General features: G+C 26.1%; 11 protein-coding genes. 1 reads left to right on the forward strand and 10 read right to left on the reverse strand.

Features of this window, described 5'->3' with window-relative positions:
- Window positions 1–45: 45 nt before the first annotated feature.
- The 8 genes from ABFX13_RS02295 to ABFX13_RS02330 all read right to left on the reverse strand — a co-directional run bounded on the left by ABFX13_RS02295 (window position 46) and on the right by ABFX13_RS02330 (window position 10,576).
- A complete protein-coding gene (locus ABFX13_RS02295; protein WP_346041754.1) occupies window positions 46–621 on the reverse strand; it encodes a TVP38/TMEM64 family protein in 576 nt (191 codons plus the stop codon).
- 242 nt (window positions 622–863) lie between these two features.
- Window positions 864–1,997 (reverse strand): hypothetical protein, encoded by a 1,134-nt coding sequence (locus ABFX13_RS02300; RefSeq protein WP_346041757.1) that lies wholly within the window; start codon window positions 1,995–1,997, stop codon window positions 864–866.
- 13 nt (window positions 1,998–2,010) lie between these two features.
- Window positions 2,011–3,465 carry a HAMP domain-containing sensor histidine kinase gene (locus tag ABFX13_RS02305; RefSeq protein ID WP_346041760.1) on the reverse strand — a complete coding sequence of 485 codons (1,455 nt, stop codon included), beginning with the start codon at window positions 3,463–3,465 and terminating at the stop codon, window positions 2,011–2,013.
- Between the two features lie 2 nt (window positions 3,466–3,467).
- The gene (locus ABFX13_RS02310) at window positions 3,468–4,157 is read right to left on the reverse strand and encodes a response regulator transcription factor (RefSeq protein WP_346041764.1); all 690 of its coding nucleotides are present in this window, start codon (window positions 4,155–4,157) and stop codon (window positions 3,468–3,470) included.
- A gap of 19 nt (window positions 4,158–4,176) precedes the next feature.
- Entirely contained in the window at window positions 4,177–6,015 is a 1,839-nt protein-coding gene (gene asnB / locus ABFX13_RS02315; protein WP_346041770.1) for an asparagine synthase (glutamine-hydrolyzing), read from the reverse strand.
- Window positions 6,016–6,211: 196 nt separating this feature from the next.
- On the reverse strand, window positions 6,212–6,415 hold the full coding sequence (cspD, locus tag ABFX13_RS02320) for a cold-shock protein CspD (protein ID WP_346041775.1): 204 nt from the start codon (window positions 6,413–6,415) through the stop codon (window positions 6,212–6,214).
- A 104-nt stretch (window positions 6,416–6,519) separates the two neighbouring features.
- The gene (locus tag ABFX13_RS02325; RefSeq protein ID WP_346041778.1) at window positions 6,520–8,379 is read right to left on the reverse strand and encodes an ABC transporter ATP-binding protein; all 1,860 of its coding nucleotides are present in this window, start codon (window positions 8,377–8,379) and stop codon (window positions 6,520–6,522) included.
- Window positions 8,372–10,576 (reverse strand): ABC transporter ATP-binding protein, encoded by a 2,205-nt coding sequence (locus ABFX13_RS02330; protein WP_346041781.1) that lies wholly within the window; start codon window positions 10,574–10,576, stop codon window positions 8,372–8,374. Before ABFX13_RS02330 ends, ABFX13_RS02325 begins: the two co-directional genes overlap by 8 nt.
- Before the next feature lie 161 nt (window positions 10,577–10,737).
- Between ABFX13_RS02330 and ABFX13_RS02335 the strand changes: the two genes are divergently transcribed.
- Window positions 10,738–11,181 carry a MarR family winged helix-turn-helix transcriptional regulator gene (locus ABFX13_RS02335; protein ID WP_346041784.1) on the forward strand — a complete coding sequence of 148 codons (444 nt, stop codon included), beginning with the start codon at window positions 10,738–10,740 and terminating at the stop codon, window positions 11,179–11,181.
- Between the two features lie 36 nt (window positions 11,182–11,217).
- Here the strand turns inward: ABFX13_RS02335 and ABFX13_RS02340 are convergent, their stop codons facing one another.
- Entirely contained in the window at window positions 11,218–12,411 is a 1,194-nt protein-coding gene (locus tag ABFX13_RS02340; RefSeq protein ID WP_346041787.1) for a beta-galactosidase small subunit-related protein, read from the reverse strand.
- The gene (locus tag ABFX13_RS02345) at window positions 12,374–13,240 is read right to left on the reverse strand and encodes a glycoside hydrolase family 2 TIM barrel-domain containing protein (protein ID WP_346042416.1); all 867 of its coding nucleotides are present in this window, start codon (window positions 13,238–13,240) and stop codon (window positions 12,374–12,376) included. The genes ABFX13_RS02340 and ABFX13_RS02345 overlap by 38 nt, the downstream gene beginning before the upstream one ends.
- Between the last annotated feature and the right edge of the window lie 3 nt (window positions 13,241–13,243).

Genomic DNA, 13,243 nt, shown 5'->3' on the forward strand with positions numbered 1-13,243 from the left:
AAAAAACCGTCTAATAATATATTATTAAACGGTCTTTTATTTATGCTAATTATTGTGTTTAGTTTCAATTTTAGAGTTTATTTTTCTTCCTACTAAAAAAGAAACTAACACTAATAACAGCACAAATATAATTCTCATAGGACTATGTATAAATCCTGTTAAATCATTTCCAATATAACTAGCAACTAAAAACATTACTATTCTTCCACTTGACATTGCAGGTACAAAACTTGTAGTATCTTTATCTGATAGACCACAAGCTATAGTAACTAAACATCCTGGTATAAACGGACAAGAATAAGCAATAAACAAAGTAGCAAATCCTTGTTCTTTCACCCATTTTATAACCTTATCAGTTTTATTATTTTCTAATTTTTTAAACAATTTAAAGTGTCCGCACTTATTTGATAATAAAAAAAGCAGATAAGTTCCTCCACAAGACCCTATAGTAGATGCTAAAAGTCCAAATCCCCATCCTAACATCATGCTATTTGCAACAACAATCCCCATAAGAGGAAGAGCTGGTATAAAGCTTTCTAGAAAACTTGCAACGGTACCTATTATAAATACTAATATATAGTTGTCTCTAGCTAATGTAAATAATGCTTCTATATGTTCCATACCACAATCTCCTTACGTTGTAAGCAAATTAAAAATTTTACTTAAGTTAAGCTATAAGTTAATATTATTTTACTCCTAATATTTTTTTATATCAATATATATTACATAATTGTAATACAACTATATTACTTAAATTTAATTTTCTTTATATATTTTATATAAAGTATATCTAATATAAACTATAACTTTTTTATAATTAATCTAAAATGAATTAATAAAAAAATGACAACTCAATTGAATTGTCATTTTTTATTAACTATATCATAAATATATATTTCACTTTCATTATAATTAGTCCCTGGTATAAAATATGCTAATTTATTTTTATCACTCACATCCACGTATGGAATTCCTCTAATCATAGGTATACTTCCTAGTTTATAAAAATCTATAGAACCATTATATAAATTTATGTCATAAATATCTATAGTACTCCCATTGTTTCCATTATAATAAACTGTTATTAACTTGCGTTTATCTTTACTTAAATACATTTCATCTAGATGCATACCTATAATTGGTTTTTTAGTATTATCTTTCAAATTATATAAAAGCAAACTCCTATCTGATGAATTCATAGTCTCAATAATTAAATGTTCATCATCTATAATTTCAAAATCACACATAAGTTTTATGGATTTTATCTTTTTAATTAACTTGCTATTTAAGTCATATATACAAATTTCATCTTTAGATATATTTAATGTATATAATTTTGTTCCATCTTGCGAAAAAGCAATTTTATCTATATACTCATTATTGTTTAAATTAAATTTTTTGGTAATTTTTTGTTCGTCTATGTTATATAAAAATAATTCATCTTTTTTATATCCATAAAAACCACTACTATCTGGAATCCACCCTAATAAATTAAAACAATAATCTAAAGTTACTCTACTACCATCTTCTATATTGTATATAACACTATTTAGTTTATCTGTTTTTTTGCTATCAACAGTATCGTAAACTATTACTTCTCTAGAAGGTGATATACTTCCACCATTATACATAGCAACACCATTACCAGTTAAAGTATCTACTTTTGTAATACTTTTATCATGTATATCTATATTATATATATTTATACCTCTTTTATTATTTGATATTTGATCACTTATAGTTTGATCACTTATAGCTAATAAATTATCTCCATCAAACTTCATATCTATAATATAATTTTTTACAGGTATTACAGATTCTAATTTTATAGTTTCATCTTTACTTTTTTTGTAATTATACGTTTCTATATCCAAGTTTACATTTTTAGTATATTCTTTATTAGCATATACACTTATATATATAATAAGCGAAAGAATTCCTACAATAAAAAGTAAAAGTGTTATATTCTTTATATCTTGCTTTATATTTCTTAGCATCACATATATCTCCTTAACTTATTGTAGGAAGTTTTATAGAAACTTTAGTTCCTTTGTTAACTTCGCTTTTTATATCTATCTTTCCATTGTAACTATCTACTATAGATTTTACAATAGCAAGTCCCAAGCCAGTGCTACCTAATTCTCTTGATTCACTTTTAGATACTCTATAAAAAGGTGATAGTATATTTTCAATTTCACTTTCTTCAATTCCATCACCACTATCTGTAACGGAAATGTCAACATACTTACCATTTATATGAGCATTAACATATATAGTTGAATTTACCTGCCCATATTTTATAGAGTTATCTATTAAATTTATTATGATTTCTTTTATCTTATCTTCATTTGCTATTATTTTAATCTTTTCTTCTACATCTACATCTATGCTCATATTATACTTTCTAGCTTTATGAGTCATATCTTCACACATATTTATAATAATATTAGATAAATTTAATTTTTTAAGTTCATAATCAAAATTCTTGTTAGTATTTTTTGATATATCTAATAATTGAACTATCATTCTATTTAATCTATTAGCTTCTGATATTATTCTATTTATGCCTTTATTAAAGAATTTTTCATCACTAAATTGATTATCTTTTATTATTTCACTATATCCAATTATCGTAGTCATAGGAGTTTTTAACTCATGTGTAACATTATCAAAGAAATTTTTTTGTTTTTCTGATAGTTCACGTAAATTATCCCTATCATTTTCTATAGTTTTTATCTGCATCTTTATAGTTTCTACCATATTGTTAAAATCTGAAGCAAGCATTCCTAATTCATCTTCAGACTTTATATCTATATCTACATCAAAATTACCATTTGTAATTTCTTTAGTTTTATTTGCTAATTTCTTTATAGGCATAGTTATTTGCTTTGATATTATATATGCAATAACAATGCTTACAGCAAATATAATTATAGAAAATGCTAATGTTTTTCCAACAAATGATGTAGTTTGTTCAAACAATGGAGTATAATCACTTATAAATCTGATCATACCTATAAACTTATCATCTTTTAATATAGGGTAAGAAACATAAACTAATGCTTTATTGTCTTTATACTCTATAGTGTATGAAAGTTCTCCATTTTTAGCATTACTTACATCTTTAGTTAACTTAGGAATTTTATGCTTTCCTGCTTTTGGATATACTAATCTACATCTATTATTATAGATATATACAGTTTTATCTAGTCTATAAGTTAAATCTCTAGATATATCATTGCTTTCTGCAACAAAAGCAACTTTATTAAATTCCATTTTATTTAACTTAAAATATTGATCTAAATATAAATTTATACTTTTTGTAGTTTCTTTTATTTCATTATCTATTAAATATTCTACAATTTTATTAAGCGAAGCATTACTATACATTACTATAGAAAATATAACAAAGAATATTATAACCAAAAAAAACATCATAATTTTGTTAGTTATAGATTTATTCATATTTATACTTTACTACTAGATAATTTATATCCTGTTCCTATTACCGTTTCTATACAATTATACTTTCCAAGTTTTTTTCTAAGTCTTTGAATATGTGTATCTACCGTTCTACTTTCACATTCAAAACTTATTCCCCATATATTATCAAGTAATTGGGCTCTAGTTAATACTGTGTTTATATTATCAACAAAATATAAAAGGAGTTCATATTCTTTACTAGTTAAATGTATAATTTCATTTTCTACTCTTACTTTCATTTCTTTTTTATTTACTTCTAAACCATTTTCTAATTTTACTATCTGTATATCAGTTTTAATATTATCTGATAATAAATTTATTCTTCTAAATATTGACTTAACTCTTGCTATTACTTCTCTTATATTAAAAGGTTTTGTTATATAATCATCTGCTCCTAATTCTAAACCTAAAACTTTGTCTATAGTATCTGATTTTGCAGTTAACATTATTATAGGTATAGAATACATAGTTGTAACATCTTTACATATATCAAGACCATTCATATCAGGCAACATTAAATCTAATATTATTAAGTTAGGTTTAAAACTTGAAATTAATTCAAGTGCTTTCTTACCTGTATCTGCAATTTTAGTTTCATACCCTTCTTTTGTTAAAGAATATGAAAGTATATCTGATATATTTTCTTCATCTTCAACTATTAATATTTTTTTCACTTTTATATCCTTCTTTCATTTATAAAGAATCTAAACTAATTCCTTCTATAAATATTTGATGCCATAAACAGAATACAAATATTGTCCAAACTTTTCTTGAATTATCTTTATCTCCTCTTATATGTTCATCTAGTAATTTTATAGCATACTCTTTGTTTATAATATCATCTGTTTTTGATGAGTTTATAACATTTCGTACATATTTTCCTAAGTCATCTTTTAACCACACTCTTATAGGTGTAGGAAATCCTAATTTTTTCTTTTCTACCATATGAGGTGGTACAATATCTTTAAAAGCTTCTCTTAATAAAACTTTTGTATTTTTACTACTTATCTTTTGATCTAATCTTAAATTCTTAGCAACATCAAATACTTCTTTATCTAAAAATGGGACTCTAAGTTCTATAGATGATGCCATTGACATTTTATCTCCTTTTAGTAAAATGTCACCTTCTAACCAAGTATTTATATCAATATCTTGCATTGTTGTTACATAATCATAGTTTTTCTTCTTACAATCTGCATATAGTGGTTTTAATAAATTACTATATGTATTATTTTCATCATAACTGTGTATTATATTCTTAACTTCTTTATTTTCAAATATTTTAGCATTTCCTATATATCTTTTTTCTAGTGGAGTTGTTGCTCTTAATAAATAGTTTTTACCTCTTACTTCTGGCATTTTTGCAAATATTTTATTTAAAGCACGATTCATTCCAGAAGGTAATCCTAAAAATGGTTTAACACTATTGTATTCTTTATATATATTGTATCCTGCGAAAAATTCATCTGCACCTTCTCCAGATAAAACAACAGTTACATGTTTTCTAGCTTCTTTTGATAAGAAATATATACCTACACAAGATGGATCTGCTAATGGATCATCTAAATTATATATAACTTGAGGTAGTGCTTTTATATAATCTTGTTGTGTTACTCTTATTTGTATGTTTTCTATATTTAATGCGTCTGCAGTTTTTTTAGCTACTTTTAATTCATTATATCCATCTACTTCAAATCCTACAGAGAAAGATTTTATTTTAGGATTTATTTTAGATGCTAAACTAGCTATTATAGTTGAGTCTATACCTCCTGATAAAAATGTACCTACTTCAACATTAGATATCATATGATGCTTTACAGAATCATTTAATATATTGTATACATCTTCTTTTGTAATTTCTCTTTTATTTGTAAAGTTTGCTTCAAAGTATTTTTCAAATTTTATTTTATTATTTTCTATAGTAAAGCAAGTACCATTTGGAACTTTTTTTATACTTTCCATCATAGTTTTATAATTTGGAACATATTGGAAAGATAAATAATTTTGTAAACTCTTATTATCTACACTTTTATCCTTTACTACTGGTATTAATGCTTTATATTCAGAAGAAAACGCTATATAATCTTCATTTTCAGTATAGTATAAAGGTTTTATCCCAAAATGATCTCTTGCTCCAAATATAGTATTTGTAGTTTCATCATATATTACAAATGCAAACATACCTCTTAAATCTTTAACTGCATTTTTACCATTTTCTATATAAGAAGTTAATAAAACTTCAGTATCTGAACCTGTTGAAAATTCATATCCTTTTTTTATAAGATCTTCCCTTAATGACTCATGATTGTATATTTCACCATTAAATATTATAGTTCTTTCTTTTTTATTAAATGGTTGGTGTCCATGAGCTAAATCTATTATGCTTAATCTTTTAAATCCAAATCCTACATTATCTTTTACAAAATACCCCGTATCATCAGGTCCTCTATGATGTATTTTTTGATTCATTTCCTCTAATAAATTTTTATCTACTTTTCCTTTTTTATTGTATATAAATACGTGCCCACACATAAATTATCTCCTTTTGTCGTAAATATCCATAATTCTACTTTTTTCTCGTTTATACCCTAAATTAATTTTATCATAATTATGTAACAAAATAGTCACATAAATGTAACAATAATGAAAACAACAAATACTTTCAATAAAAAAACTAGAGAATATTCTCTAGTTTTATTTCTTAATTGTGTTTTATATATAAACTCAATTATTCTGCTATAGTTACGTTAGCAGCTTGAGGTCCTCTTGCTCCTTCAACTATTTCAAAGCTAACTGTTTGACCTTCTTCTAAAGATTTGAATCCTTCTTTTTGTATAGCTGAGAAATGTACAAATACATCATCTCCACCTTCTACAGATATAAATCCAAACCCTTTTTCATTGTTGAACCATTTAACTATTCCATTCATCATTTCGGAATCCTCCTAAAACCTTGTTACTAAATTTAACATTTATTAATGTTAAATTTAGTGTATCACACTTATATCTACATTACAATATTTTTATCTGCTATTTTTTAACAAACTTCTTCACATTCTTCAAATTGGCTATTATATAAAGATGCATAAAATCCTCCATCTTTTAATAACTCTTCATGACTACCTTGTTCCACTATATCTCCATCTTTCATCACTAATATTAAATCTGCATCTCTTATAGTTGAAAGTCTATGTGCTATTATAAAACTTGTTCTACCTTCCATAAGATTTTCCATAGCTTTTTGTATGAGAACTTCTGTACGAGTATCAACTGAACTTGTAGCTTCATCAAGTATAAGTATCTTAGGATCTGCTAAAATTGCACGAGCAATAGTTAAAAGTTGCTTTTGACCTTGCGATACATTGCTAGCTTCTTCATTTAACTGCATATTATATCCATCTGGAAGAGTTTTTACAAAGTGGTGAACATGTGCAGATTTTGCTGCTTCTATAACTTCTTCATCACTTGCATCAAGTTTTGAATATCTTATATTTTCCATTATACTTCCATTAAATAGCCAAGTATCTTGTAAAACCATACCAAATAAACTACGTAAATCGCTTCTATTAAAATCTTTTATATTGTTTCCATCTATTAATATAGCGCCTTCATTTACATCATAAAAACGCATTAATAGTTTAACTATAGTAGTTTTTCCTGCACCTGTTGGACCTACTATTGCTACTTTTTGTCCAGCTTTTATATTAGTTGTAAAGTCATTTATTATAATTTTATCTTCACTATATCCAAATTTTACATTTTCAAAACTTACATTACCTTCAATATTTTCAATGCTTACAGGTTTATCGATATTTTGTACTTCTTCTTCTTCAGCTAAAAACTCAAATGCTCTTTCCGCTGCTGCTGCCATAGATTGCATAATATTAGCAACTTGGGCAGCTTGTGCTATTGGTTGGTTAAAACTTCTTACATATTGTATAAAAGATAATATATCTCCAACTTCTATAGTTTTCTTAATTGTAAAATATCCACCTAATATAGATACTAAAACATATCCTATATTTCCAATAAATGTCATCATAGGCATCATCATACCTGATAAAAATTGTGACTTCCAAGCCGAATTATATAATTGATCATTTAATTGATTAAATTCATTTATTGCTGCATTTTCTCCATTAAAAGCTTTTACTATATTATGCCCACCATATATCTCTTCTACCTGACCATTTACATGACCTAAATATTCTTGTTGAGATTTAAAGTGTTTTTGAGATTTTTTAATAATAAATGAAATTATTATCATTGACATAGGAAGTACTAATAATGACACTATAGTCATTTGCCAACTTATAGATAACATCATTATAAGAACTCCTATTATAGTAGTTACTGATGTTATTATTTGAGTCATAGTTTGATTTAAGTTTTGACTTAATGTATCTATGTCATTTGTTATTCTAGATAAAACTTCTCCATGAGTTCTTTTATCAAAATACTTAAGTGGCATACGATTTATTTTTTCTGATATTTCTTTTCTTAATCTATAAGATACTTTTTGTGATATACCAGATGTTATAAATGATTGAACGTATGAGAAAAGTGCACTAACTACATAAAGTACTAATAACCCTGTAAGTACTTTACCTATATAGTTAAAATTAATTCCCCCATTTCCTTCTCCACTAATTTTTCTTACTATTCCTTCAAATAATTCAGTAGTTGCATTTCCTAATATCTTAGGTCCTACTATTGAAAATGCAGAACTTCCTATAGCAAATACTATAACTATTAGTATCGATAATCTATAAGGTTTTAGATAATCAAAAAGTTTTTTCATAGTGCCTTTAAAATCTTTTGCTTTTTCAGTTCCTCTCATACCACCCATAGGTCCACCACTTCGACCTTTTGGCATGCTTTTACTTTCATTACCCATTTGCAAGTTCCTCCTTTGAAAGTTGTGATAGGGCTATCTCATTGTATACTTCACAAGTTTTAAGAAGCTCTTCATGTTTTCCTATTCCAACAACCTTACCTTGGTCTAAAACTATAATTTGATCTGCGTTTAATATAGTACTTATTCTTTGAGCAACAATAAGTACTGTTGAATTTCCTGTTTCTTCTCTTAAAGATTTTCTAAGTGCTGCATCAGTTTTTAAATCTAGTGCAGAGAAACTATCATCGAATATATATATTTCAGGATTCTTAGCTATAGCTCTAGCTATAGAAAGTCTTTGTTTTTGACCTCCTGATACATTTGATCCACCTTGAGCTATTTCACTTGCAAAACCTTTAGGCTTAGCATTTATAAATTCACTTGCTTGTGCTATTTCAGCTGCTTTTTTAATTTCTTCTTTAGTTGCATCTTTTCTACCATATCTTAAATTAGAATCTATTGTTCCAGAGAATAAAACTCCTTTTTGTGGAACATATCCTATTTTTTCTCTTAATTTATGTTGATTTGCATCTTTAACATTTATTCCATCTACTAATATTTCACCTTCTGTTACATCATAAAAACGAGGGATTAAATTTATAAGTGTAGATTTACCTGAACCTGTGCTACCTATAAATGCAGTAGTTTTTCCTGGTTTTGCTGTAAATGTTATATTGCTTAAAACATCTTCTTGTGCATTTGGATATCTAAAACTTACATTTTTAAATTCAACTATACCTTTTTTATTTTCATCAAATTCTTTTGCATCTTTTTTATCTTTTATAGATAAGTCAGTATTTATTACCTCATCTATACGATCCATAGAAACAACTGCACGTGGTAACATTACTGATACCATTGATATAAGTAAAAATGCCATTATGATTTGCATAGTATATTGTATAAATGCCATCATATCTCCAACTTGCATATTTCCTGAGTCTATACTATGACCACCATTCCAAACAATTACAACAGTAATAACATTCATTATAAGCATCATAGTCGGCATCATCATAGACATTGCCCTATTTACAAATAAATTAGTTTTCATTAAATCAGTATTTGCTTTATCAAATCTTTTTTCTTCATATTTTTCTGTACTAAATGCTCTTATTACTAACATACCAGTAAGCATCTCACGAGTTACTAAGTTAACTCTATCTACAAGCTTTTGTACAGATTTAAACTTAGGCATAACTAATCCAAATAAAAGTAACACTACAGATACTATTGCAAGAACTGCTACTCCAATTATCCATGCCATTGATGTGTTTGTATTTAATACCTTTATAACCCCACCTATAGCAAGTATCGGTGCATAAAATACGATTCTAAGTAACATTACCATAAGCATTTGTACTTGTTGAATATCATTAGTACTACGAGTTATTAACGATGCTGTAGAAAATTCATCCATTTCTTTATTTGAAAATGATACAACTTTTTCAAAAACTTGCTTTCTTAAATTTCTACCAAGTTTTGCTGCTACTCTAGCTCCTAAATATCCTACTGCAACTGTAGCTACCATACTTATAAGAGCTATTCCTAGCATTATTGCTCCAGTTTTAAATATATAATTTGTCTGTAATTTATTTACATTTATACCAATAGTTTTATATTCAGTCTTCACATATCTAATTGCACTTTGACTTATCATGCTCTCTGGCATCTTATCAATTTTTTCCTCAAATCCTGCTTTCATTTGATTTAAAGTATTAGAAGGCATTGATTTAAGTACTGATATTATATTTGTATTAGGATTTAATGCTACTCCTGGTGGCATGCTCTTTTTTAATATTTGTTCTTTGTTTTTCTCAATACCTGAAAGCATTAAAATTGATTTACCCATTATAGGATCTAACTTTTCAATTACTTCCTTATTTTTAGTATTAAGTTCATAAAGTTTTTCATTAATTTTACTATCTTTATATTCGCCTTTATTTATTAATGTATAATTTTTCATTACTTCATTTTTATCTTTTTCGCTCATAAACATAGTAATTTTGTTCATTTCACTTTCTCTTATAACTTTTGGAACTGCATTTTTTATTCCATTTTGTTGTATCCCAACATTTACTATATCAGATGTATAATCTGGTAAAGATAGGTCACATGTAGCTTGAAGCGCTAAAAGTACGATAATAAGCAACACTGAGCCTATTGAGTTTCTTAAATGTTTAATTAACTTAATCATTTTGCTCGTTCTCCCTTTTTGATATTAATTAGTTATATTTTTATAATAATTATATTTTTATAATAATTATAAGTCAATAACTTTTTTAAATTGTATTAAGCATTCTTTTGGTTTATAATAATAATATAATTATATAATTATATATTAAAGGAGTTTTTTGTATGAGTAATATAGATTTAACTAAGATATCGGATGACTTATTCACTTTACTAATGCAATTAAATAGCAAAGTTTTTAATCAAGATAAAATGGTTAAATGTTCTCCCCTTCCTCCATCTCATGTAAAGGTTATATTCTATCTTTTTAATAATGGTTCATCTTCTATATCTGATATAGCTTCTAAACTTGAAATTTCAAAACCGAATATGACACCTGTTATAGACAAGCTTTTAAGTGAAGGTTTAGTATATAGAAAAGAAGACCCTAATGATAGACGAATAGTTAGAATAGATTTAACTCAAAAAGCTCATGATATGGCTGTAGAACATAAAAAAAGACTTAAAGATATACTTTTATCTAAATTGATGACACTTTCAGATGAAGATTTATTATCAATGGAAGATTTAGTTTCTAACCTTGCAAAGATAATATCAAAATTAAAATAAAAAGAGAACTCATATGAGTTCTCTTTTTATTTTAATTTAATGTGTTTTAATTATTTCTCTTCCTAAGCTTACTTCGCTAACTTCTTTGTTATTAAATATACTAAGCCTAAACTCTAAATTGAATTCTTCAAATTTACATCTGTATTTATCTAGTTGCCATTGCCCACAAGAATTACTTCCAAGTCCATTTTGTTTATAGTCTATATTAAATACTATATAATCTCTTTTTACTAAATCTATAGTGTGCTTAGCATACTCCAAATCTTTTATTTCATAATAAGATGCACTAAAGTCAAATTTATCATTAGCTACAGCCATAAAGCTTATTCCCCTATCATTTCTTAAACTAACCCACGAACAATCACTTCTATTTCCATTTTCTTGAAGTTTTACATAATTTGTAAATAATTTATCTATATTGCTTTCATATACACCAAATAAGTTAGCTTCTTTACTATCAGGATATGATTCTCCTGGACCTCTGCCTTTATACGTTACAATTTCTAAATCTTTATTTATATTCATTTTTACACCTATTCTAGGTATCATATTAGGTGCATTTTCTATTTTTCCACTAGGTATACCACTAACTTTAAATAATATATCCCCACTTCCAAATACTTTATATTCATATTTAGATTTATAATACCAAGATGAGTTAGTTGTGCCATTTATAACATCTACACTAAATGTCAATACATTATTTTTTATACTATATTTAACATCTCTTACAACCTCATGCATTAAATGCATAAAATATTTTTCTTTATAATCTTTTAATATGTACATATCATTGTCTATGGGTGCTCTCCAAAAATTAAGCTTTGGACCTTGCTCAACTATTTTATAATTATCTTTAACAATTTCTATAATATTTCCTTTTACCAAGTCAAATACAACTTTAAATTCGTCCCCTTTTGCTATTAATTTATAATTATCTTTAATTATTTCTAAACTTGAATTTGGATATATTTTTAACTTTTCTGTTTTTATAGGCAATTCAAATTGAGCTGTTGCTAATTCATAATTAGACTTTGCCCAATTCAAATCATTTTTTAATACATAAGATATATTTAAGTAGTAAGTTGCTCCACTAGTTTTCTTAAAATTTAAACTATAAGGTATTTTTATTTGTTTAGATTCTTTTCCTGGAATATCAGGCATACTCAATCTACCACTTTTTATGACTTTATTATCTTCTTTTATATTGTATATCTTGTAACTTATCATATTTATAAAATAAATTTTGATATTCTTTTAAATTACCTGGTCCATTTCCCATTGCATGTGCATATTCACATAATATGTGTGGTTTTTTTATATCATTTATTATCTTGTCCATTAATTTATTATCTTCATGTTCTATCCAAGTGTACATAGTACTATAAACCTCAGATACTGGACCATCTTTATCATCTATTTTAAAATCGCCTTCATAGTGTATTATTCTGGTAGGATCTAGTTCTTTGCACTTTTTTGCCATAGCCTTAAAATTACATCCAAAAGATGATTCATTTCCAAGTGACCACATCAATATACAAGTATGATTTTTATCTCTTTTAATCATACGTTCAATTCTACTTACATAAGCTAGCTCCCAATTTTCATCGTCAATTATCCAAGAGTAATTATCTGTTAATTCAAAACCATGGCACTCTAAGTCAGCTTCATCTATTACATACATCCCATATTCATCACATAATTCATAAAAATACTCAGAATTTGGGTAATGTGATGTTCTTATAGCATTTATATTATGTTGTTTCATTAATATTATATCTTTTTCAATCTCATCTTTAGCTACAACCCTTCCATTTTTAGGATTGTAATCATACCTATTAACTCCTTTAAGTTTAATTAAAACTCCATTTACAGTAAATACTTCGCCTTTTATCTCTATTTTCCTAAATCCAACTTTTTGAGGTATAACTTGAATTAATTTTTTATTTTTATCATATACACTTATAATTAATGTATATAAATTTGGATCTTCAGCTGTCCATTTCAATGGATTTTTAACTTGTTTACTAAAACTTAATTTATTTTTTGTATCTAAAATATC

It is taken from the genome of Paraclostridium tenue (assembly GCF_039521565.1).
Taxonomy (GTDB): Bacteria; Bacillota; Clostridia; order Peptostreptococcales; family Peptostreptococcaceae; genus Paraclostridium; species Paraclostridium tenue.

What these genes read in the sequence shown, in the direction of transcription:
- ABFX13_RS02305 (WP_346041760.1), bottom strand. Translation starts at nt 3,465, where the DNA reads ATGAATAAATCTATAACTAACAAAATTATGATGTTTTTTTTGGTTATA.
- ABFX13_RS02325 (WP_346041778.1), bottom strand. Translation starts at nt 8,379, where the DNA reads ATGGGTAATGAAAGTAAAAGCATGCCAAAAGGTCGAAGTGGTGGACCT.
- ABFX13_RS02340 (WP_346041787.1), bottom strand. Translation starts at nt 12,411, where the DNA reads ATGATAAGTTACAAGATATACAATATAAAAGAAGATAATAAAGTCATA.
- ABFX13_RS02330 (WP_346041781.1), bottom strand. Translation starts at nt 10,576, where the DNA reads ATGATTAAGTTAATTAAACATTTAAGAAACTCAATAGGCTCAGTGTTG.
- ABFX13_RS02295 (WP_346041754.1), bottom strand. Translation starts at nt 621, where the DNA reads ATGGAACATATAGAAGCATTATTTACATTAGCTAGAGACAACTATATA.
- ABFX13_RS02300 (WP_346041757.1), bottom strand. Translation starts at nt 1,997, where the DNA reads ATGCTAAGAAATATAAAGCAAGATATAAAGAATATAACACTTTTACTT.
- cspD (WP_346041775.1), bottom strand. Translation starts at nt 6,415, where the DNA reads ATGATGAATGGAATAGTTAAATGGTTCAACAATGAAAAAGGGTTTGGA.
- ABFX13_RS02335 (WP_346041784.1), top strand. Translation starts at nt 10,738, where the DNA reads ATGAGTAATATAGATTTAACTAAGATATCGGATGACTTATTCACTTTA.
- asnB (WP_346041770.1), bottom strand. Translation starts at nt 6,015, where the DNA reads ATGTGTGGGCACGTATTTATATACAATAAAAAAGGAAAAGTAGATAAA.